This is a genomic window from Frigoribacterium sp. CFBP 13729, from assembly GCF_014841875.1.
Classification (GTDB): Bacteria; Actinomycetota; Actinomycetes; order Actinomycetales; family Microbacteriaceae; genus Frigoribacterium.
Genome location: NZ_JACYUR010000002.1, coordinates 144,370 through 165,767 on the forward strand (window position 1 = coordinate 144,370; position 21,398 = coordinate 165,767).

Sequence of the window (21,398 nt, forward strand, 5' to 3'; positions counted from 1 at the left end):
TGGACGATCCGATGGCGACAATCCACTCCCTCAGGCTGTGAGCGGCGTGCCAGGTCGGGGTGCAGCTCCGAGTAGGCCCTCGACAGGCGTCCTCGTACCCCGACGCGTACCCCGGTCGACGCCCCGAGGGTGAAGCGGGGCTCGGGGCGTCAGTACTGCAGCAGCGTCGACGTGAAGGTCGCGCCCTCGGCCGTCACGTCCGGGATGACTCCCTGGATCGGGACCCGCACGGAGCCCACCGAGTTGAAGGTGCCGGTGGAGCCCGCGCCGTCGCTGACCGTCGAGGTGAAGACGGCCGACCCCTCCGTCGTGGCCTCGACCTGCCAGCCCTGGCTCGTCCACTCGCCGATCTCGTAGACGGGCGTCGTCTCGAGCGTCCACTTCTGGTCGGTCAGCGTGTAGCCGGTCGGCTCGTTGAGGATCTGGAAGCTGCAGCCGGCGGGCTTCAGGTCGGGACTGGCGACGCACGCGGCGAGCCACGCGTCGACGGCGGCGCGGCCTGCGGCCTGGCCCGAGTCGGTCAGCGTCGCGACGAGCGTGGCGGGGCTGCCGGTCGAGGAAGCGCCGGTCGCGATCCCGACGACGTCGTCCGCCTCGTAGGCACCCGCCCCGTCGAGCGTGGCGGGGTAGCTGCCGGGGAACGCCCGCAGCTCGACCGTGTCGCCCTCGGCGCCGGCGTGCGGCACCTCGACGCCGGCCGCCGTCACGACGGCGGCGTCGGGCGCGCCGACCTGGACGGTCAGGGTGCCGAGCTCGACGGGCGTGAGCGTCCAGCGGTCGAAGAAGAGGAGGTCGGTGCCGTCCTTCTCGAGGGCGAACTGCTGGTCGTACACGGCACCGCCCTCGCCTCCCTGCTGCACGACGGCGACGACCACTGCCGAGTCGCCGTCGACCCGCGACCCGGACACGTCCCAGCCCGTGACCCCGTCGGTGACGCCCGCGTAGGCGTCGTTCGTGAGGAGCACGTCGTCGTCGCCGACCTCGGTGCCGTCGAGCGACATCGCGCGCTCGACGTCGCCCTGCTGCACGGCCTCGAGGTACGCGACGGCCGCGCCCTCCGGCCGGTGCGTGGCGGCCGTGCGGCCCACCACGACGGCGGCGACGACGCCGAGTGCGAAGAGCACGACGGCCCCGCCGATCAGCAGCGTGCGGCGTCGGCTCCAGCCGCGACGCCCGCTCGGCGACGGCGACGGCGACGGCGACGGCGAGGGGGACGGCGACGGCTCGTGCTGCGGCCCCGGCGTCGGCCCTCCGCTCGCCCCCGGTGCGGTCTGGCCCTCGGCCTGCGGCAGTGCGTCGTCGCTCATCTGGTCCCCCTGGTCAGTCGTGACCGGCCAACACTACCGCCGCCCTCGTCGGCGCCACGGGCACCTGCACGGTGAGGGGCTCGCCGCTGCCGAGGTGCACGAGCGCCCGCCCGGGGACGACCCGCGACGACACCATCGACCGTGTCACCCGGACGCCGACGAGGTCGCCGTCGAGGGTCGCCTGCGGGCTGAGCAGCGCCCCGCGGCGGTTCTTCTTCGCCTCGACCTGCCAGCCCGAGAAGCCCGCGCCGAGACCGTTCGCGTTGCCGCCCAGCACGAGCGCGCGACGGTGGTCGGCCGCCGACTGCACGAACGAGCGGAGCCACTGCTTCGCGCTGACGTCGAGCAGCAGCTCGCCGTCGTCGACGACGAGGGCCACCGGCCTGCCGTCGGGCGCGAGCAGGGGAGCGAGGTCGTCCTCGACGAGGTCCGAGCCGGTCAGCACGCCCCGGACGCCGGGGTGCCCGGCCAGCCCGCGGAGGGGCGAGGGGCGAGGGGCCGCGACGACGATCTCGGTGCCGGCCCGCAGCAGCGACTCGGCGATGGTGAGCAGCATCGTGCTGCGGCCGCTGCGCGACGGGCCGGCCACGACGAAGGTCGGGGCGTCCGCCTCGAGGTCGATGCCCTGCGCCGTCATCTCGTCGCCGCCCACGCCGACGAGGGCCCAGAGCGGTCGGCTGGCGTCCGCGCCGGCCAGCTCGAGCGCCGCGTCGAGGTCGAGCTGGCTCGGCAGGTCGTCCACCCGCAGGGGGGAGGTGCGGCGGAGGCCCCTCGGCTCGACCGCCTGCAGGCGCTCGGCCAGGGCGCGCACGGCGGCCACCTGCGCCTGCCCGCTGACGTCGTCGCCGAGCACGCCGACCTGCACCTCGACGCCGCTGCCGGAGCGGAAGCCCCGGCCCGCGCCGATCTCGGCGGGCAGCGTCTTGTGGTCGATCGTCGCGAGGCTGTAGTCGAGCCGGTCGGTGAGCCGCAGCACGACCTTGTCGTCGGTGAGCACCGCCATCCGGCTGGTCAGCAGCGACCGGTCGCCCGAGATGACGAGGTGCAGGCCCGCGCCGGCCCCGTCGCGGAGCATCGCCTGGACCGAGTCGGTCAGGCGCCCGCCGTCGAGCTCGCCGAGCGTGCCGACGAAGTTCTCCCACCGGTCGATCAGCACGAGCACGTGGGGCAGCCGGTCCTCGGGCGCGGCCGTGGCCCGCTGCTCGGCGATGTTGGCGACGCCGGCGGTCCCGATCACCTCGTGCCGCCTCCCCATCTCGGCGACGAGGCGGTCGATCAGCCGGGTCGACCGCTCGAGCTGGGTGCGCTGCGCGATCGCGCCCGTGTGCGGGAACCCGGACAGCGACGTGATGCCGCCGTTGCCGCAGTCGAGGCCGTAGAGGTGCAGGTCGTCGCTCGACACCGCGGAGGCGGCCGCCGCGGCGATGCTCCGCAGCGCCTGCGAGCGACCGGAGCCGGGGGCGCCGACGACGTAGAGGTGCCCGAGCTGGTCGAGGTCGATCGTGGCGGCGCGCTGTTCCTGCCGGTCGGGCAGGTCCTCGGTGCCCCAGCGGAAGGCGAGGGGCGCGCCCTGGCCGGCCCGCGCCTCCGGCGGGACCAGGTCGAGCGGCACGACGGCCTCGAGGGGCGGCAGCCACGGGCTGCGCTGACGGCCGAGGCCCGACAGCTCCGTGGCCCGGCGGAGGGCCCCGACGAGCACGGTGAGGTCGGTCTCGACCGCGGTCGCCCCGGTGGCGGGCCTGGTCGGCAGGGCGAGCGCGGCGTCGCGCCAGTCGAAGAGGCGGACGAACGGGGGAGCCGTCGTGCCGTCGCTGTCGAGGGCGCTCCGCCCGCCCACGCGCGCCGACTGGAACGGCACGACCGACGAGTGCCCGAGGCGCGCGTAGGCCCGGCCGGGCAGCGACTTGGCGATGCGCGCCGCGTCGGGCACGTCGATCACGTCCGAGCTCTCGCCCGTGTCGGTCATGCGCAGGGCCACCCGCAGGTTCGTGTTCGCGCGGATCTCGGGGCTGATCACGCCCGACGGCCGCTGCGTCGCGAGGATGAGGTGCACGCCGAGCGACCGGCCGCGCTGGGCGATGCCGACGAGCCCGCTGACGAAGTCGGGCAGCTCCTTCGCCAGGGCGGCGAACTCGTCGATGACGATCAGGAGGCGCGGCAGGCGCTCGCCGAGACCGCCGCGGGCCAGGTGCTCGTCGTGGTCCTCGACGTCCTTCGCGCCCGACGCGGCCAGCACGTGCTCCCGCCGCGTCAGCTCGGACCGCAGCGACCGCAGCGCGCGCTCGACGAGGTGGCTGTCGAGGTCGGTGACGAGGCCGACCGTGTGCGGCAGGTCGGCGACGGCCGCGAACGCCGCGCCCCCCTTGTAGTCGACGAGCACGAACGTCATGGCGTCGGGCCGGTTCTCGACGGCCAGCGACGCGACGAGCGTCTGCAGGAACTCGGACTTGCCCGACCCGGTGGTGCCCGCGACGAGGCCGTGCGGGCCGTCCGAGACCATGTCGATCGAGAACGGGCCGTCGATCGAGACCCCGACGACCGCCGAGGTCGAGGCCCCGCCGTCGCGCCGCCAGCGCTCGGCGAGCAGCTCGCCGGTGGGGTGCTCGAGGCCGAGGACGGGCAGCAGCGCCGCCGAGTCGGGCACGAGGCCTGCGGTCTCGCTCGAGCTGAGGTCGCGGATCGGCGAGAGGTCGCGCGCGACGTCGTCGTACCAGTCGTCGACGACGAGGTCGGCCAGCACGTCGTCGAGGTCGGCCCGGCCCTGCTCGCGCACCGTCAGCCGCGTGTCGGCGTGCTGCACGACGGTCGCCGTGCACTCCTCGGGCAGCTGCCACTCCTCGGCGTCGAGGCAGACGACGCGGATCCCGTGCTCGGGCCCGTCGCGCAGCAGCCCCACGACTCCCGGCATGGCGCGCAGGCGTCGGGCGCCGTCGAGCACCACGACGTACTCGGGCGAGAACCGGGCCGGGCGGGAGGAGTGCGACGCCGTCGACGCCGCACGCCTCTCCTGCAGCACGAGCGAGAGCTCGGCCAGGCGCCGGCCGATGGTCTCGCCGTCGGCGCCCATCGCCGCCAGGGCGTCGTCGCCGTCGCCCGGGCGTGCGTGCGGCAGCCAGGTCGTCCACTCCCACGCCGGCAGCGACGCCACCGACGTGAGCACCACCAGCCGCACGTCGTGCGGGCTCTGCGCGACCGCGAGCTGGCCCACCAGCCAGCGGCCGAGGAGGCGCGGGTGGCTCCCGGCACCGGCCACGCCCAGCACGCCGGTGCGGGCCAGCGACAGCACGACGGGCACCTGCCGCGTCGTGCCGGTGGCCGTGCTCCGCTGGTCGGTCGAGCGCTCGTCCTGGATCTCGACCGTGCTCGGCAGGTCGGCCGTGCCGACGCGGACGTGGAGGTGGTCGGGGTCGGTCGGGCGGCGCTCCCAGAGCCGGTGCGTGGGCACCCGGGCCGCGGTGCGCAGCTCGGCCGCGTCGGCGGCGCGCGACCGCCGACGATCGCGCTCGGCGTCGATCGAGTCGTCGACCCAGCCCTCGATGCGCGCCACGAGCTCGCGGTGCTCGGCGAGCGCCTTGCCGTGGCTCTTCTTGCCGTTGCGGCGGTTCGTGACCGTCGTGCCGATCATCATGATCGGCGACATGAAGGCGAACATCAGGTAGAACGCGTGCTGGAACGCCACGGCCATCACGATCCCGAAGACCGCGGGCACGGCCGCCATGATCCAGGGCAGGGGCGAGCGCTGCGGCGGGGCGGGCACCCGGGGGATCACGTACTTCACCGGCGGCGTCGGGGGCAGCAGGCGCGGCGGGCGGTTGTAGTCGACCCAGCCCGAGTCGGGCGCGCGCAGCAGCACGACGTCCGGGACGGTCGCGGGCAGCGCGGCGAGCACGGACTCGCCGAGGCGCAGCCGGGCCTCGGGCGGCCACGGCGTCCACTCGTCCGTGAGCGGCTCCTCCTCGAGCAGGGCCGGGGCGGCCGCGCCGCCGACGCCCTCGGGCAGCACGGCACGCACGCGGACGGCTGCGTCGAACGAGACGTCGACCTCGGCCACGGCGGGCAGGTCGGCGACGCCGGTGACCAGGTCCCCGTCGGGGTCGACGGCGAGGAGGGTCCGTCCGACGACGAGCGGCGCAGAGCGGCCGGCTCCGACGCCGCCGACGAGGCGCAGGTCGACGACGCCGGGGGCGGCACGGCCGGGAGGCACGGAGCCGACGTGCAGGAGCGCCCCGTCGAGCAGGCCGCTCGTCGCGAAGGTCGCCTGCTCGTCGACCCCCTCGGGCATCCGCGAGACGGTGCCGACCTCGCGGCCGATCGCGTCGAGCACGAGCGCGAGCGGCGTCTCGCCGGGGGCGTCGACGACGAGGTCGGAGCGCGTCCCGGCGACGTCGTCGGAGACGGTGAGGACGACCCTCATCGGGTCGGCACGGCGTCGCCCGGGCGGGCGGCGCCTCCTCGGCTCGTGTCGCGCCGACGGCCGGCCGGGGCCGTCCCCGGGGCGACCGGCAGGGAGGGCACGGGCGGCGACGACGGAGCGCCCTCGGCGGCCGACCGCGGCAGCCCGGCCGGCACGGCCACGGCGTCGTGGCCGTTCAGCGCGACGTCGACCCAGCGCAGCTCGCCGACGGCGTCGCCGACGAGCGTGCCGTCGCGCCGCGCAGTGAGCTGCCAGCGCACCTGGTCGTGGCGGGCGAGGAGGACGACCCCCCAGCCGTTCTCGGGTCGCTCGAGGGCGGAGCGGAGGGCGGTCCAGGCCGAGGCCGAGGGCACCTCCGAGAGGAACAGCACCCCGGAGGAGGCGCCCGTCACGACGACGTCGAGGGCGTCGTCGAGCGACAGCAGGGCACCGGCCGCCACCTCGTCGTCGCGGACGCCGACGCGCAGCACCGCCGTCGACCGGCTCCAGGGCGAGGTGGCGAGCTGGTCGGCGATCCGGCAGGCGACGGCCAGGCGGGCGGACCGGTCGCCGTCGATCCCGAGGACGCCGTGCAGCGCGTGCAGCCCGACGAGCACACGGCCCTCGGCGGACGACCCGAGCGCGACGACCGTCGCGAGCCCCTCGGGGCGCCGGGGCGGCAGCGCCTCGAGCTGCACCAGCTCGACGGGGGCCGACCAGCGGCGGCCGTCGCGGCTGGTGCTCCACGGAGCCGGGGGCGCGACGGTGGGCGTGACGAGGTCGACGTCGATGCGCTCGAGGCCGACCACGACGCGGGCGAGCCCCGGGAACACCACGTGCTCGCGTTCGCACGACGCGAGCAGCACGCGCAGCGCGCGGTCGGCGGCCCAGGTCGCCGAGGGGTCGCCGCGCACGTCGTCGGCCCAGGCGACGGCCTCGACCTTGACCACCCGGCGCGACGCGACCCAGACCGGGATCGTGAACGCGAGCACCGCGACCGTCAGCAGCCCCGCCACCGTGAGGGCGAGGTCGCCGAACGGCTCGAGCATCGGGGGCAGGTCGACCGCGAGGGCCGTGGCCGTCACCGCGCCTCCTCGGCGGCGGCGACGGCGAGCTCGACCGGGGTCGGGTCCTCGCCCGGCACGTCGGTCCAGCGGAACGTGGTCATGATCGAGTCGAACAGCTCGACGAGGGCGTCGGCGAGGCGCTCGCTCGGCTCGTCGCCGTAGACGGCCGACCAGGTCAGCACGACCCAGCGCCCCGGCCGGTGCGGCACCGAGATCGTGTAGACGACGCGCCTCGACCAGGTGCGCTCCCACGAGCCCTCGGCCTGGTCGGAGGCGATCGTGACGGCCGTGCGGGCGGCCGCGGCGCCGTCGACGTCGCGCAGGCCGTCGAGCTGGCCGGCGTCGCTCAGCAGGTCGGCGACGATGCGGACCGGCTCGGTCTCGGACTCGTCGTCGACCTCGGCCTCGCTGAGGCTGACGGGCAGGGCGAACCCGTCGATCGACGCGGGCAGGTAGACGGCGTTCGCGCCGGCCCGCCCTGCCTCCTCGACCGCGTCCGTCAGGCGACGCCGCAGCTGACGGCGCAGCGGCTCGGCGCTGTCGCGGGGCAGGTCGTCGGGCAGAGCCTCGCGCACGATCCGGTCGACCTCGCGAGCGAGCTCGGCGGTCTGCTCGGCGCGCGCCGGCAGCCGGGCCCACCCGGTCGGCAGGGCGAGGGCGAAGGAGGCGGCGGGCGCCCCCGTGGGGGAAGTCGCGGTGGTCATCGGGTCGTCTCCTGCAGTCGGTCGGCGCGGGCGACGAGGCGCACACGTCCGAGCAGCTCGACGAGGGCCGGCGTCTGCAGCGCCGCGAGCCTCAGGTCGGTGCTCCGCCAGGTGGCGGTCGCGTCGAGTCCGTCGCGTCTCGCGGCGGCCGTGACGGTCGCCCAGATGCGGCCATCGTGGTCCAGGTCGAAGCGCGTCACGACGACGCCGGGGCCGACGTCGTCCGGCAGCTCGTCGATCAGGGGCGCCTCGAGCGGCGAGCCGCCCCGGGCGCGACCGAGCTCGAGCAGGTCGGGGGCGTCGGCGCCGGTCAGCCCGGCGTCGACGACGACCGGCAGCGGCCAGGCTCCGGGGACCGAGAAGCCGGCGGCGAGGCGGGAGGTGTCGCCCAGCAAGGCGGCCATCGCGAGCAAGCTGTCGAGCGCGACCTCGACGTCCACGTCGGGGGGAACGACCCCCGCCTCGCGGTCGGCCTCGGCCGAGAGGGCGAAGAGCTCGGCGGCACCCTCTCGCCAGGAGGTCGACGCTCCGGCGTCCACCTCCCCGTCCGCGGGCACGAGCAGCCACGCGGGCGGGTCGACGTCGACGACCACGACGGATCCGCCCGCATCCGCCAGGCTCACAGCGTGCTCGCCTCGACCTCGGCGACGGACGGCGTGCCCCCGGGGAAGTTCGCCTTGGCGTCCTCCCAGGCCTGCCAGCGCAGCTGGTCGGCGCCGATGCCCGTGGGGTTCGCGCCGAGGCCGAAGGCCGCGCTGCCCCAGCCGAACACCTTCGCGCCGCCCGTGAAGTAGGTCAGGCCCTGGACGTGCTGCATCGAGCTGAGGCTGATGCCGCTCTGCGACGCCTTCGTCGCGATCTCCTTGAGGCTGTTGAGCCCGCCGATCCCGATGACCTTCTCGAACGACCAGCCCTTCTCGCCGAAGCGGTCCAGGAACGTCTTCTTGTCGAACTTGGCGATGTCGCCTGCCCGGCCGAGGTTCCACCAGTTCGGCTTGACCTCGCCCAGGTCGCCCGCTTTGAAGTTCTTGGCGGCTGCGGCCTCGATGTCCTTGGCCTTGGCGGTGATCTCCGCGAACTTGGTCTTCATGTCCGCGACGGAGCCACGCCCTGCCGCCAGGTCGTCGAGGAGCTCGATCCGCTTGGCCCGGAGGTTCGCCGCGTTGACCTTGACCGTGTTCTCCATCACCTTGGTGATCTTCGTCGTGTGGGCGGCGCCTCCGGCGATCATCGCGCCCTTGGTCGCGTTCGTCGCCTTCGTGATCAGCGCGCCTGCGCCCAGCGAGAGGATGCCGATGCCGGCCATGAGCACGGTCAGCCACGAGGCGTCGCCCATCGCGGCCTGGGCGATCGTCGCCGCGAACGCGACGCCGGCCGTCACGGCCGCCATCAGCGTGACGAAGCCGAGTCCCGGGATGATGATCGCGATGATCGCCAGGGCGATCCCGATCCAGGTGAGGATCTTGATGAGGATGGCGAGGAACTTCTTGAAGAAGGCCCGGATCTTGTCGCCGAGGGTGTCGTGCAGCCCGTCGTCCCACGCTCCCCTGATGGTCGAGGAGGCGGCGTGGCCGGCCGCGTCGAGGTCGGCCTGGGCGCGGCGGAGGTGCGCGATCGCGGCGGCCGTGGCGCCCTGGGCCGAGTCGAGCGCGGCGTCCTTGGCGCGGCCGGCCCCCTCCTCCTCGCTCGTGAGCGGGGGAGCGTCGTCCGGGCGGTCCTGGCGGGGGTCGGCCATCCCGGTGGCCTGCGACATCGAGTCGCGGGCGGCCACCGCCTCCTGCAGGGCGGACGCCGACTCGGCCAGGCCATGCTCGAGCTGGGGCAGGTACGACCGCAGCGCGTCGCGGACGGCGTCGTAGCGCCCGGACATCTGCTCGAGCGAGGCGCCGACGGACTTGCTCTTCTCGCGGACCTTGTCGGCGCTCTGCCCCTTGAACTGGCTCTCGTCGCCGTCGCCGATGCGCTTCAGCACGTCGGCCTGCTCGTGGATGGTGCGCGCCATGTCGTCGTAGAAAGCCGCGAGCACCTGCACCTGCGCGACGTCGGCCGACATGGGGTCGCGGCTCTCGTGCAGCAGGGCCCACTCTCCGGGACGCGCGCCCATCAGACGGTCTCCGTGCTGATGCTCTTCGCCATCTCGCCGTCGGCCTCGTCCCAGGTCTCGCTCATCTCGACGAGCTTGTCGTGCAGCTTCGAGACGTCGCCCTTGATCTTCTCGCGGTGGATCTTCCAGTCGCCGGCGAAGTCGCGCATGGCCTTGTTCAGGTCCCTCTGGCCGAAGATGTCGTGGTTCTCGTCCCGGCCCGACATCTGGTTCCCCAGTTCGTCGCGCACGCGGGAGAGGAAGTCGATCGAGGTGCGGAGGGCTTCTCCGTCGACGATGAGGTCTGGCATGGGGCGTCCGTTCGTGAGGCGGGGCGAAGGAGGTGGGGCGGAGGGGGAACGCCGCGGTCCCGCCCCGCGACGGGAGCGGGACCGCGGCGACGCGCTACTTGAGCGCCTTGGCCAGCTCGGAGTCCGTCTGCTCGAGCGCCTCCGCGGCGCTGTTGAGGTACGAGCTCATGCCTTCGAGGCCCTGGATGGTCTTCGTGGCGCCGTCGTTGAACTCCTGGTACGAGGTGCCGAAGGCGACCGACGACTGGTCGGTGACGTAGCCGCCGCTGATCAGGCTGTCGACCTGCGCCTTGAGCTCGCGGAGCTTCGACTCGATGTCGGCCTCGCCGTTGGTCAGGCGGGTGGCCGCGTCGCGCATGTCGCCGTAGGTGACGTTCAAGTTGGGCATGGTGCTCCTCGGGGTCGTCTTCCGTGTGGTCGCCCGGGCGGTGTCGGCCGGGCGTGATCGGTGGCCCGCCGGGGCGAACCGAGATCGAAGCTAGGGGCCGACGGCCCCCGATCGGGGGCCGGTCACACAGTGTTAATCTCGACGACCGAACGACCTGCTGCGCTACCGGGGGCCCGTACTCACGGGCATCGCGTGCGTGACCGGCGTTTATTGCGCAGTGCGCACGAAGTTGCACAGAATTGTGAAGGAGTCGCAGTTCACCCCGCCGTTCACCCGGATCGGGGTACGTCCGAGTGCGCGATCCGACGGGTCAGGACGGGCAGGTCGGTGCGCGTCGGCGCCGAGGCGGGCCTGCGTGCGGGGATGAGTCAGCGCGAGAAGGCGGTCCAACGCGCGAGGGCGGGGCGGCGCGCGAGGACGGGTCAGCGCGAGAGCGTGTACTGCACGTCGACGGCGTGGTCGACGAACCCGCGTGCCGCGTAGAGCCGCAGCGCGGCGGCGTTGTCGCCCTCGACGTAGAGGGCGGCGGTGCTGACGCCCCTGTCGAGGAGGCGGGCGAGGCCGGCGTCGACCACCGCGCCTCCCAGGTGCTCGCCCTGGTGCTCGGGGCTGACGGCGACGGCGTAGAACTCGCCCGGCTGGTCGGCCTCGAGCTTGAGCCAGCAGGAGGCCAGCAGCTCGTCGCCCCGCCACAGCAGCAGCAGGTCGCCGGCGTCGAACCAGTCGTCCGCCTTGCGGGCGTCGAGGTCGGCCTGGCTCAGCGAGCCCTGCTCGGGGTGGTCGGCGAAGGCGCGGGCGTTGAGGTCGAGCCAGGCCGCGTCGTCGTCGCCGGGCCGGAAGGCGGCGATGCGGTCGCCGTCACGGAGGCGCGGCGTGCGTCGCTCGACCGGCGCGCGCTGCTGGAGCAGCCGCCGCGTCTCGACGAGCCCGAGCTGCGCGGCGAGGGCGCGGGCGCCGGGGTGGTCGCCGTGCGCCCAGAAGGCGAGCGGGCCGGTCGTCTCGTCGACGACGCGACGGGCGAGCGCCGAGCCGAGCCCGCGTCGCCGGTGGTCGGGGTGCACCACGAGCTCGACCTCGCCGGGTCGGAGCACCGCGGCCGCGTGCTCGTCGCCGAGCAGCCGCGCCTGGCCCGTCCGGGCCTCGACGAGCGCCTGGTCGTTCACCGGCGGGCTGCCGTCCACGGCCTGGGCCGCCCGCGCCAGCGACTCGAGGCCGGCAGCGTCGAGCTCGGCCGGCTCGGGCACGGAGGTCATCGGACGACCGCGCCCGGCTCGTCGTCGTACACGTTGAAGCGGTAGCCCACGTTGCGCACCGTGCCGATCAGCGACTCGAGGTCGCCGAGCTTGGCGCGGAGGCGACGCACGTGCACGTCGACCGTGCGCGTGCCGCCGAAGTAGTCGTAGCCCCACACCTCGCTCAGCAGCTGCTCGCGCGTGAAGACGCGGGAGGGGTGCGTGGCGAAGAAGCGGAGCAGCTCGAACTCCTTGAAGGTGAGGTCGAGCGGCCGGCCGTGCACCTTGGCCGAGTAGCTGGCCTCGTCGATGACCACGCCGGACGCGTGGATCTTCGAGCCCGTCTGCGACTGCGCCAGGCGACCGACCACGAGGCGGATCCGGGCGTCGACCTCGGCCGGGCCCGCGGTCTCGAGGACGACGTCGTCGGCGCCCCACTCGTGGTTCACGGCCGTGAGGCCGCCCTCGGTCAGCACCAGCACGAGCGGCACGGTGACGCCGGTCGTGCGGAGGATCTTGCAGAGCGACTTCGCGCTGGCCAGGTCGACGCGGGCGTCGACGAAGATCAGGTCGCTCGACGGCGCGTTGACGAGCTGGGCGGGCTCGGCCGGGATCTGCCGCGTACGGTGGCTGAGCAGGGCGAGTGCGGGGAGCACGTCGGAGGAGCCGGCAGAGGTCAGGACCAACAGCTGTGCCACACGGACCTCCAGTGAATGTACTGTCGAACAGCCTAGGTCAAGGGCGACGACCGCCCGGACCACCCCGACCACCCCGATGCTAGAGCAGGGCGGCAGGTCACGAACGAGGGACGACCCCAGTGAGCACAGCACCCGACAGCACCCCGAGCCGCCTCGCGCGCCTCAAGCCGGTGACCATCGTCCCCGTCTGGCTCTTCGCCCTCGTGGCCGGCGTCGTCATCGCGGTCACCACCACCGGCGACGAGCACTACACGTGGCTGTCGCTCGCCCTGGGCGGCTCGATCCTCCTCACGTTCGTCCTGCAGCTCGCGACGAGCGAGAAGGACGGGCTGGTCTCGCGCACGATGCTCGCGCTGTGCGGCAGCCTCGTGCTCCTGGCGCTCACCACGGGGGTCGTCGCGCTGCTGCGCTGACCGCAGGTCGTTCGACGCTGCTCGCACCGCGCCTCCTGCGCCTGTCCATCTCGTCGCCCCCCGGGTAGGCTCGGGGCATGGATTCCTTGCTCGCCCTCGAGATCTTCTACATCGGGCTCCTCGGCCTCGCGTCGCTCGCCATCGCGTTCGTCTCCGTCGTCGTGCTGGTCAAGCTGTTCAAGGGACAGCGCTAGACCCGTGATCGACATCCCCACCGACCTGCCGGCCGAGCTCGTCCCGCTGTCGTGGCTGATCGGCGTCTGGGAGGGCACCGGCGTCGTCGACTACAAGATCGGCGACGGCGACCCCGACGCTCCCGTCGACGGCAAGCCGCCCGCCGTGCGCCGCACCCACGAGTTCGGACAGCGCGTCAGCTTCAGCCACGACGGCGCGCCCTGGCTCAACTACAGCTCGTTCTCGTGGGAGCTCGACGACGAGCGCACCCCGCTGGCGAGCGAGACCGGCTTCTGGCGCCTCGAGCGGCCGGCCGAGGTCGGCGACCGCGGCCCCGGCATGCTGCCCGGCCAGGGCGTCGCTCCCTACTCGACCGCCCAGACCGTCGAGATCCTCCGCCGCCCCGACGACGGGTTCGGCCTCGAGGTCCAGCTCGTGCACCCCACCGGCGTCAACGAGCTCTACCTCGGCCGCGTCAAGGGCCCGCGCATCGACCTGTCGACCGACGCGGTGCTCCGGTCCAGCAACGCGAAGGAGTACTCGGCGGCGACCCGCATGTACGGCCTCGTCGAGAACGACCTGCTCTGGGCCTGGGACGTCGCGGCCCTCGGCCAGGAACTGCGCACGCACGCGTCGGGTCGGCTGGCCCGCGTTGGCTGACGCCGACCAGGTCCCCGCCGTCGTCTCGCCGTTCTCCGGCCGCGACGGCTTCGTCGGCGACGGCACCGGCGTGGCGGCGCACTACGGCACCCCGGTCGCCGAGCAGCGCGCCCTGGCCGCCGGCACGGCGATCGTCGACCTCTCGAGCCGGGGCGTCCTCACCGTCAGCGGCCCCGACCGGCTCACCTGGCTGCACTCGCTGACGAGCCAGAGCCTCACCGGCCTCGCCCCCGGCGACTCGACCGAGACGCTCCTGCTCGACGCCAACGGTCGCCTCGAGCACGCGGCGCGGGTCGTCGACGACGGCGAGACGACCTGGCTGCTCGTCGACCTCCCCGAGGCCGAGCCCCTGCGCGCCTGGCTCGACCGGATGCGCTTCATGCTCCGCGTCGAGGTGGCCGACCGCACCGCGGACGTCGCGACGATCGGCTCGCTCGGCGACGTCGCGCTGCCGGTCCCCGTGCTCGCCCCCGCCGGCGTCCCGGTCGTCTGGGTCGACCCGTGGTCCGAGGTCGCCGTCGGCGGCCACTCGTACGCCGACGCCGAGGCCCACCCCGGTCGCGAGTGGACGGCCCGCGAGACGCTGGTCGCGCGGTCCGACCTCGACGCGCTCGCCGCCTCCTCGGTGCCCGCCGCGGGCACGCTCGCGCTCGAGGCCCTGCGCATCGAGGCCTGGCGCCCGCGCCTCACGACCGAGGTCGACGAGCGCAGCATCCCGCACGAGCTCGACTGGATGCGCAGCGCCGTGCACCTCGCCAAGGGCTGCTACCGCGGCCAGGAGACGGTCGCCAAGGTGCACAACATCGGGCACCCGCCGCGGCGCCTCGTGATGCTGCACCTCGACGGCAGCGACTCGGTGCTGCCCGTGCACGGCGACCCGGTCGTGCTCGCCGCCGACACCGGCCGCGAGGTCGGCCACGTCACCTCCTCCGCCGTGCACCACGAGCTCGGCCCCATCGCCCTCGCGCTGGTCAAGCGCACCACCGACGAGACCGCCCCGCTCGCGGTCCTCTCGGCCGACATCGTCGTCGCCGCCTCCCCGCAGACGATCGTGCCGGCCTCCGCGGGCGCCTCAGCCGGGGTGCCCCGGCTGCCGCGCCTGGGGGCCGTCCGCCGCTAGCCGTCGTGGCGCGGCTCGACGTCCGGGCCTCGGCGCGGCGCACGGTCACGGCGCTGCCCGCGATCGTGCAGATCGTCGTCGCCGTCACCGCGTCGTACTCGATCGCGCACTACGGCCTCGGCCACGCCGTGCCCCTCCTGGCCGTCACCATCACCATCTCGTCGCTGGGCCTCGCGCGGGACGCCCGGCCGAAGGTCGTGCTCGAGAACGCCGTCGGGATCCTGATCGGCATCGCCCTGAGCGAGGTGATGCTGCTCGCGCTCGGCAAGGGCCGCTGGCAGGTGGCCGTCGTGCTGCTCGTGGTGCTCGCGGTCGCGCGGTTCGCGTCGCCGAGCGCGGGCTTCGCCGCCGCGGCCGCGACCCAGGCGATGCTCGTCATGCTGCTGCCCGACCCCGACGGCGGCCCGTTCGTCCGCAGCATCGACGGCGCCGTCGGGGGAGCCGTGGCGCTGGCCGTCACCGCGATCGTGCCGCGTGACCCGATCCGCCTCGTCCGCCTCGACGCCCGGATGCTCTTCGCCGAGCTCGCCGCGGCCTTCGCCGCGCTGGTCGAGGCGCTCCGCACCGACGACGTCCGCCGGGCCGACGAGGCGCTGCGCCGCCTCCGGTCGACCCAGCCGCTGCTGGACGACTGGGCCTCGACGCTCGAGTCGGCCGTCTCGATCTCCCGGCTGTCCCCGTTCCTCCGCTCGCGCCTCCCCTACCTGCGGCAGCAGCAGGAGCTGCGCCAGGACGTCGACCTCGCCGTGCGCAACCTCCGCGTCATCGCCCGGCGCATCGACACCGCGGTCGGCGACGGGAGGGACCGCCTCGGCCTCGCCGACGTGCTCGAGAGCACGGGCCGCGCGGTGGCCGTGCTGGGCGAGTCGGTCGACGACGTCGAGCGGGTGCCGGTCGCGCGCGACGCCCTCAGCGCGGTGGCGGGCCGGCTCGACCCGGCGGTCGTCGCACCCGGGTCGCCCGTCACCGAGTCGATGGTGGTGCTGATGATGCGGCCGCTCGTGATCGACCTGCTGATGGCGACCGGGCTCGACCACGCCGAGGCCCGGCGGCGGCTCGCGCCCGTCTGACGCTCAGGCGCGCGGCGCGACCGCGGCCCAGGGCAGCGTGAGCTCGCCGAGCCGCCAGCGCGTGCGGCCGTGCCGCACGGGCCAGCCGCCCGCCCGGAGGCCCTCGACGGTCGCGACCCAGCGCTGCACCGGCCCGTAGACCGACAGCGGCGCCGCGACGGCCCACGCGCGGTCGAGGTCGACGAGCAGGTCGTGCACCCGCTCGCCGGGGACGTTGCGGTGGATCAGCGCCTTCGGCAGCCGCTCGGCCACGATCGAGGGCAGCTCGAGCGAGGCCAGCCGCAGCGAGATCGTGAACGTGCGGGGCCCCTCCTCGTCGACGTCGACCCAGCTCGAGACGCGGCCGATCTCGTCGCAGGTCCCCTCGACGAGCACGCCCCCCGGCTGCAGGCGCGACGTCATCAACGCCCAGGAGGCGGCGACCTGCGACTCGTCGTACTGGCGCAGCACGTTGAACGCCCGGATGACCGCAGGCCGACGGCCGCCGTCGAGCGGCACCTCGAAGCCGCCGAGCCGGAAGCTGACGCCCGGCCGCGCCGAGAGCTGCGCCCGCCGCACGCGCTCCGGCTCGATCTCGATGCCCACGACCTCGACGTCGGGACGGGCCCGCAGGAGGCGCTGGTGCAGCTCCAGGGGAGTGGTCGCGCTCGCCCCGTACCCCAGGTCGACGACGAGCGGGTCGTCGGCGCGGCGCAGCGCCGGGTGGGCGGCGATCCAGCGGTCGACCCGACGGAGGCGGTTGGTGCCGGTGGTGCCGCGGGTGACGGATCCGACGGGCATGCGCCAAGTCTCGCACCGGGGCGCAGCGATACGCTGGAGGCATGACTTCGACGCTCATCCTCCTGCGACACGGCAACAGCGAATGGAACGCCAAGAACCTCTTCACGGGATGGGTCGACGTGCGGCTCACCGAGCAGGGGCGCGCCGAGGCCAAGCGCGCCGGCGAGCTGCTGCGCGAGCACGACCTGCTGCCCGACATCCTCTACACGTCGCGCCTGACCCGCGCCGTCCAGACTGCCGACATCGCGCTGGAGGAGGCCGACCGCCTCTGGATCGACGTGAAGCGCTCCTGGCGTCTCAACGAGCGCCACTACGGCGCCCTCCAGGGCAAGGACAAGGCCCAGACCCTCGAGCAGTACGGCCCCGAGCAGTTCCAGACCTGGCGCCGCTCGTTCGACGTGCCGCCGCCCCCGCTCGACGACGACAGCGAGTTCTCGCAGGCCCACGACAAGCGGTACGCCGAGCTCGGCATCGACGCGCCGCGCACCGAGTCGCTCGCCCTCGTCATCGAGCGGATGATCCCCTACTGGGAGAGCGACATCACCCGGAGCCTCGCGGCCGGCGACGTCACGCTCGTGGTCGCGCACGGCAACTCGCTGCGCGCGCTCGTGAAGCACCTCGACGGCATCAGCGACGACGAGATCTCCGAGCTGAACATCCCGACGGGCATCCCGCTCGTCTACGAGCTCGACGACGACTTCCGCCCCACCGGCCCCGCGCGCTACCTCGACCCCGAGGCCGCCGCCGCCGGAGCCGCGGCCGTGGCGAACCAGGGCAAGAAATAGCCCCGCTCCGTCCCGTCACGACGAGGCCCGCCCTGCTCCGCGCAGGTGCGGGCCTCGTCGTGCCTAGACGAACTGCTCGCTGATCTCCATCACGAGGACGTCGACGTCGACCGGCGTGCTCGTGTCGACCCGCAGCACGGGCCACTCGCCCAGCGGCGCGGCAGCCTCGGCCCACTCGGCCCACGACGCGCGGGTGGACTCGACGGTGCCGTGCGCGGGGTGGCGACCGCCGGCGGCGAGCCGGTCGACGACGCGCTGCAGGGCCACGTCGGGGTCGACGTCGCACCACACCTCGAGCGTTCGCGGCGAGCCTGCCCGCGCGACCCCGGCCCGGGCGAGCTCGAGGTCGCGCGGCCGGTGCCAGAACGAGTCGACGACCACGCCGGCCTCGACCTCGGCCGCCATCGACCAGACCGTGTCCATCGCGATGGAGCCGAGCGCCTCGGGGGCGATCATCGGCCCGGCCAGGTCGGCCAGCGCCTCCTTGATCGGGTCCCCGGCCAGGAGGGGGCAGCCCAGCACCCCGGCGAGCGTGGCCGAGAGGGTGGTCTTGCCGGAGCCGGGAAGACCGTTGACGAGGATCGCGACGGAAGCCATGCCCACCATCCTCTCGCGACGCAGGAGGCGCGGCGTCCGACGAGCGGACACCGCGCCTCCTGCGCGTCACGGCACGGCGGCCGCAGGGGCCGATGAGGCCTGAGGGCCGATCAGGCCTCGGGGGCGACCCAGTCGCCGGTGGCCAGGTACTGGACCTTCTTGGCGATCGACACCGCGTGGTCGGCGAAGCGCTCGTGGTAGCGCGACGCGAGGGTCGAGTCGACGGTGTCGACGGCGGCGCCCTTCCAGGTCTCGCCGAGGACCTTGTCGAAGACGCTGAGGTGCAGCTCGTCGATGCGGTCGTCGTCGTTGCGGATCTCCTCCGCGAGGCGGACGTCCTCGGTCGTGAGCAGCTCGGTCAGCTTGTGCGCGATCGCGACGTCGAGCTCGCCGAGCTCCTTGAAGGTGGGGCGCAGCGACTTCGGCACGACCTTCTCCGGGAACCGGTAGCGCGCCAGCTGGGCGATGTGCTCGGACATGTCGCCCATCCGCTCGAGCGACGAGCTGATGCGCAGCGCGCTCACGACGATGCGCAGGTCGCGGGCGACGGGGTTCTGGCGGGCGAGGATGTCGATCGCGAGCTCGTCGAGCGCGATGGCCCGCTGGTCGATCTGGTCGTCGTCGGCGATGACCTTCTCGGCCAGGGTGACGTTCGACTCGTTGAAGGCGGTGGTGGCGTTGTCGATCGAGATCGCGACGAGGCCTGCGATCTCGACGAGGCGCTCCTGCACCTCTTGCAGCTCCTGCTGGAATACCTCGCGCATGTGGTGATGGGACCTCTCGTGGTGTCGGGGCGGGTGTGCGCCCGTGCCGCAGACGACGTCGCCCGCACATTCCAGACGACTCTCTCGGGTGGAGGTTAACGACTGGTGCCCAGCGACTGAACAGTCACCAAAGTACAGCGGATGGGCAGGGGGCGGTCGATGCGGCCCCCGGCTGTTCACTAAAGTCGACCGCATGGACTCCGCCTGGCTGGTGCCGGCGTCGCTGCTCTTCGGCGCCGTCGTGGGTGCGGCGATCGTGCTCGTCGTCGTGGCGGCGCAGCACCGAGCCGCGCGCGTCGCGGCCCTGGTCGACAGCACCCTGCCCGACGGCATCGACGCGGTGCTCGACGCCCTCGAGTCCGCCGGCATGGTGGTCGACCCGTCGGGCAACGTACTCAAGGCGTCGGCGGCGGCGACGCAGCTCGGCCTCGTCTCGGCGCAGCACCACCTCGTGCACCCCGAGATGGAGGCCATGGTCGGCCGGGTCCGCCACGAGGGCGAGCCGCAGGAGGCGCAGCTCACCCTCGCGCGCCTCCCCGGTTCCGAGGCCACCATCCAGCTCGGCGTCCGGGCGGCGGCCCTGGGCGGCCGCTACGTGCTCGTGCTCGCCGAGGACCACACCGAGGGCCGACGCCTCGACGACATGCGCCGCGACTTCGTGGCCAACATCAGCCACGAGCTCAAGACCCCCATCGGTGCCGTCGGCCTGCTCGCCGAGGCGCTCGACGCCGCCTCGGCCGACCCCGACCGGGTGCGCCACTTCGCGGGCCGCCTCACGCAGGAGGCCGACCGGCTCGGGCGCCTGACGCAGGACATCATCGAGCTGTCGCGCCTGCAGGCCGTCGACGCCCTCGGGGCGTCGCAGACCATCGACCTGCGGTCGGTCGTCGACACCGCCGTCGACCGCAACCGCGTCGTCGCCGAGGCGCGGTCCGTCGAGCTCATCGTGCGCGGGGGCAAGAGCGCGAAGGTGCTCGGCGACGAGGCCATGCTCGTCACGGCCGTCGACAACCTGGTCGCGAACGCCATCGCGTACTCGCCGGACGGCTCGCGGGTGGGCATCGGCCTCGCCTCGGGCGGCGACGGCTCGGTCGAGGTCGCCGTCACCGACCAGGGCTTCGGCATCCCCGAAGAAGAACTGGAGCGCGTCTTCGAGCGCTTCTACCGAGTCGACCCGGCACGCTCGCGACGCACCGGCGGCACCGGGCTCGGCCTCGCCATCGTCAAGCACGTGGTGCAGAACCACGGCGGCGACGTGCGCGTCTGGTCCCAGGTCGGCAGCGGGTCGACCTTCACCGTCCGTCTGCCCCAGGTCGAGACCCGTCCTGAGACCCGCAGCGTCCCCATCCCGGTCACCACACGAGGAGACACCGATACCCGATGACCACCCACATCCTGATCGTCGAGGACGAAGAGTCGCTCAGCGAGCCCCTGGCGTTCATCCTCGAGCGCGAGGGCTACCGCGTCACCGTGGCCGACGACGGCCCCTCGGCCCTGGCCGCCTTCGACAAGACCGGTGCCGACCTCGTGCTGCTCGACCTCATGCTCCCCGGCATCCCGGGGACCGAGGTCTGCCGGGTGCTGCGCTCGAAGTCGCAGGTGCCCATCGTCATGCTGACGGCGAAGGACAGCGAGGTGGACATCGTCGTCGGGCTCGAGCTGGGCGCCGACGACTACGTCACGAAGCCGTACTCGACGCGGGAGCTGCTCGCCCGCATCCGCGCCGTGCTGCGCCGCCGGGTCGACGACGACGACGACCTCGCCGACGGCGTGCTCGAGGCGGGCGACATCAGGATGGACGTCGAGCGGCACGTCGTCACCGTCCGCGGCGAGGACGTAGCGATGCCCCTCAAGGAGTTCGAGCTGCTCGAGCTGCTGATGCGGAACGCCGGCCGCGTGCTGACCCGCGGTCAGCTGATCGACCGCGTCTGGGGCTCCGACTACTTCGGCGACACGAAGACCCTCGACGTGCACATCAAGCGCATCCGCTCGAAGATCGAGCCGGTGCCGTCGGAGCCGAAGGCGCTCGTCACGGTGCGCGGGCTCGGGTACCGCATCGAGGCCTAGCGCCCCGTCGCCGCGACGACACGTCGTGGGGCCACACGAGAGAGGCCCGGCCCCCGCGTCTGCGGGGCCGGGCCTCTCTCGTGTGGCCGCTGTGCTGCGGCAGCCGGGGCTAGCGGTCGGCGGTGGCCGACGGGCTGGGCTCCGCCTCCTGGACGTCGCTCTCGGGCAACGGGGTCGACGTCTCGCCGGGCTCGACCGCCTCGCCGCTCGGCGTCGGGGTGGGGAGCAGCGTCGCGTACTCGGGCAGGGCGCCGGTCAGGACGGGCACCTGGAGCATCTTGCCCGTCTCGGTGCCGTACTGGACGAACACCGGCAGCAGCTGGCCGGGGGTGACGTCGAGGTCGGTCATGACGAACTGGTCGACGTCGGTGCTCGTGCCGCGGTCGACCTGCGAGCGGGCCTCGACCTCGACGGTCTGCGTCTCGTCGCCGGACTCGGTCTCGTACTGGAACGACACCTCGACCGCGTCGTCGCTCTCGTTGATGACGGTCATCACGAGGCTGGCCTCGGCGCCGTCGTCGGTCAGGGCGATCGCGTTGCGGACCTTGACGTCGCCGACCGTGATGCTCGTGCCGTCGCTCGCGTCGTAGATCTTGGTGGTGCGCTGGGGGCTGATGAAGTTGCAGCCCGCGACCAGGGTCACGACGGCCAGGGCGGTCGCGGTGACGGCGGCCCCGCGGGAGAAGCGTCGCGCACGGGCGACCGTCGAGTTCGTCTCGAGCACAGGTCCGACTCGCACGGGTGACCTCCAGGTTCCAGTTCACGGCAAGGGTTCTCGTCTAGCC

21 protein-coding genes are annotated in these 21,398 nt (G+C 73.7%); 7 read left to right on the plus strand and 14 right to left on the minus strand.

The features are described 5' to 3' along the window. Nucleotides 1-149 precede the first annotated feature (149 nt). The 10 genes from IFT77_RS07100 to IFT77_RS07145 all read right to left on the minus strand — a co-directional run bounded on the left by IFT77_RS07100 (nucleotide 150) and on the right by IFT77_RS07145 (nucleotide 12,183). Nucleotides 150-1,307: a hypothetical protein gene (locus tag IFT77_RS07100; RefSeq protein ID WP_192169612.1), complete on the minus strand. Its 1,158-nt coding sequence runs from the start codon at nucleotides 1,305-1,307 to the stop codon at nucleotides 150-152. 13 nt (nucleotides 1,308-1,320) lie between these two features. Next, a complete protein-coding gene (locus IFT77_RS07105) occupies nucleotides 1,321-5,721 on the minus strand; it encodes an FtsK/SpoIIIE domain-containing protein (RefSeq protein ID WP_192169613.1) in 4,401 nt (1,466 codons plus the stop codon). Beyond that, a complete protein-coding gene (locus IFT77_RS07110; RefSeq protein WP_192169614.1) occupies nucleotides 5,718-6,785 on the minus strand; it encodes a hypothetical protein in 1,068 nt (355 codons plus the stop codon). The genes IFT77_RS07105 and IFT77_RS07110 overlap by 4 nt, the downstream gene beginning before the upstream one ends. Then, nucleotides 6,782-7,471: a hypothetical protein gene (locus IFT77_RS07115; protein WP_192169615.1), complete on the minus strand. Its 690-nt coding sequence runs from the start codon at nucleotides 7,469-7,471 to the stop codon at nucleotides 6,782-6,784. The genes IFT77_RS07110 and IFT77_RS07115 overlap by 4 nt, the downstream gene beginning before the upstream one ends. Beyond that, complete coding sequence (locus IFT77_RS07120; RefSeq protein ID WP_192169616.1) at nucleotides 7,468-8,094, minus strand: hypothetical protein; 627 nt, start codon at nucleotides 8,092-8,094, stop codon at nucleotides 7,468-7,470. Before IFT77_RS07120 ends, IFT77_RS07115 begins: the two co-directional genes overlap by 4 nt. Further along, nucleotides 8,091-9,575, minus strand: coding sequence for a hypothetical protein (locus tag IFT77_RS07125; RefSeq protein WP_192169617.1), 1,485 nt, complete (start codon nucleotides 9,573-9,575; stop codon nucleotides 8,091-8,093). The genes IFT77_RS07120 and IFT77_RS07125 overlap by 4 nt, the downstream gene beginning before the upstream one ends. Beyond that, on the minus strand, nucleotides 9,575-9,865 hold the full coding sequence (locus IFT77_RS07130) for a hypothetical protein (protein WP_192169618.1): 291 nt from the start codon (nucleotides 9,863-9,865) through the stop codon (nucleotides 9,575-9,577). The genes IFT77_RS07125 and IFT77_RS07130 overlap by 1 nt, the downstream gene beginning before the upstream one ends. Before the next feature lie 94 nt (nucleotides 9,866-9,959). Then, on the minus strand, nucleotides 9,960-10,253 hold the full coding sequence (locus tag IFT77_RS07135; RefSeq protein ID WP_133738336.1) for a WXG100 family type VII secretion target: 294 nt from the start codon (nucleotides 10,251-10,253) through the stop codon (nucleotides 9,960-9,962). 422 nt (nucleotides 10,254-10,675) lie between these two features. Continuing rightward, the gene (gene mshD, locus IFT77_RS07140) at nucleotides 10,676-11,506 is read right to left on the minus strand and encodes a mycothiol synthase (protein WP_192040872.1); all 831 of its coding nucleotides are present in this window, start codon (nucleotides 11,504-11,506) and stop codon (nucleotides 10,676-10,678) included. Continuing rightward, nucleotides 11,503-12,183 carry a winged helix-turn-helix domain-containing protein gene (locus IFT77_RS07145; RefSeq protein ID WP_123547852.1) on the minus strand — a complete coding sequence of 227 codons (681 nt, stop codon included), beginning with the start codon at nucleotides 12,181-12,183 and terminating at the stop codon, nucleotides 11,503-11,505. The genes mshD and IFT77_RS07145 overlap by 4 nt, the downstream gene beginning before the upstream one ends. Nucleotides 12,184-12,302: 119 nt before the next feature. Here IFT77_RS07145 and IFT77_RS07150 point away from each other — a divergent pair, with 119 nt between their 5' ends. The 4 genes from IFT77_RS07150 (at nucleotide 12,303) to IFT77_RS07165 (ending at nucleotide 15,620) form a co-directional block, all read left to right on the plus strand. Beyond that, on the plus strand, nucleotides 12,303-12,596 hold the full coding sequence (locus IFT77_RS07150) for a hypothetical protein (RefSeq protein WP_192040873.1): 294 nt from the start codon (nucleotides 12,303-12,305) through the stop codon (nucleotides 12,594-12,596). 198 nt (nucleotides 12,597-12,794) lie between these two features. Next, the gene (locus IFT77_RS07155) at nucleotides 12,795-13,430 is read left to right on the plus strand and encodes an FABP family protein (RefSeq protein WP_123547854.1); all 636 of its coding nucleotides are present in this window, start codon (nucleotides 12,795-12,797) and stop codon (nucleotides 13,428-13,430) included. Continuing rightward, complete coding sequence (locus tag IFT77_RS07160) at nucleotides 13,423-14,550, plus strand: folate-binding protein YgfZ (protein WP_192040874.1); 1,128 nt, start codon at nucleotides 13,423-13,425, stop codon at nucleotides 14,548-14,550. Before IFT77_RS07155 ends, IFT77_RS07160 begins: the two co-directional genes overlap by 8 nt. Before the next feature lie 5 nt (nucleotides 14,551-14,555). Further along, complete coding sequence (locus tag IFT77_RS07165; RefSeq protein ID WP_192169619.1) at nucleotides 14,556-15,620, plus strand: FUSC family protein; 1,065 nt, start codon at nucleotides 14,556-14,558, stop codon at nucleotides 15,618-15,620. Between the two features lie 3 nt (nucleotides 15,621-15,623). On the opposite strand, the gene IFT77_RS07170 is transcribed toward IFT77_RS07165, so the two are convergent. Continuing rightward, nucleotides 15,624-16,400 (minus strand): class I SAM-dependent methyltransferase, encoded by a 777-nt coding sequence (locus IFT77_RS07170; protein WP_192169620.1) that lies wholly within the window; start codon nucleotides 16,398-16,400, stop codon nucleotides 15,624-15,626. Between the two features lie 41 nt (nucleotides 16,401-16,441). Between IFT77_RS07170 and IFT77_RS07175 the strand changes: the two genes are divergently transcribed. Beyond that, nucleotides 16,442-17,185, plus strand: coding sequence for a phosphoglyceromutase (locus IFT77_RS07175; RefSeq protein WP_192169621.1), 744 nt, complete (start codon nucleotides 16,442-16,444; stop codon nucleotides 17,183-17,185). A 63-nt stretch (nucleotides 17,186-17,248) separates the two neighbouring features. On the opposite strand, the gene IFT77_RS07180 is transcribed toward IFT77_RS07175, so the two are convergent. Further along, nucleotides 17,249-17,782, minus strand: a complete 534-nt coding sequence (locus IFT77_RS07180) for an AAA family ATPase (protein ID WP_192169622.1) — start codon at nucleotides 17,780-17,782, stop codon at nucleotides 17,249-17,251. 110 nt (nucleotides 17,783-17,892) lie between these two features. Further along, on the minus strand, nucleotides 17,893-18,546 hold the full coding sequence (phoU, locus tag IFT77_RS07185) for a phosphate signaling complex protein PhoU (RefSeq protein ID WP_123547860.1): 654 nt from the start codon (nucleotides 18,544-18,546) through the stop codon (nucleotides 17,893-17,895). A gap of 193 nt (nucleotides 18,547-18,739) precedes the next feature. Between phoU and IFT77_RS07190 the strand changes: the two genes are divergently transcribed. Both IFT77_RS07190 and IFT77_RS07195 read left to right on the plus strand, forming a co-directional pair. Beyond that, on the plus strand, nucleotides 18,740-19,930 hold the full coding sequence (locus IFT77_RS07190) for a cell wall metabolism sensor histidine kinase WalK (protein ID WP_192040880.1): 1,191 nt from the start codon (nucleotides 18,740-18,742) through the stop codon (nucleotides 19,928-19,930). Beyond that, entirely contained in the window at nucleotides 19,927-20,613 is a 687-nt protein-coding gene (locus IFT77_RS07195) for a response regulator transcription factor (protein ID WP_123547862.1), read from the plus strand. Before IFT77_RS07190 ends, IFT77_RS07195 begins: the two co-directional genes overlap by 4 nt. Nucleotides 20,614-20,722: 109 nt before the next feature. On the opposite strand, the gene IFT77_RS07200 is transcribed toward IFT77_RS07195, so the two are convergent. After that, nucleotides 20,723-21,352: a hypothetical protein gene (locus IFT77_RS07200; protein WP_192040881.1), complete on the minus strand. Its 630-nt coding sequence runs from the start codon at nucleotides 21,350-21,352 to the stop codon at nucleotides 20,723-20,725. Between the last annotated feature and the right edge of the window lie 46 nt (nucleotides 21,353-21,398).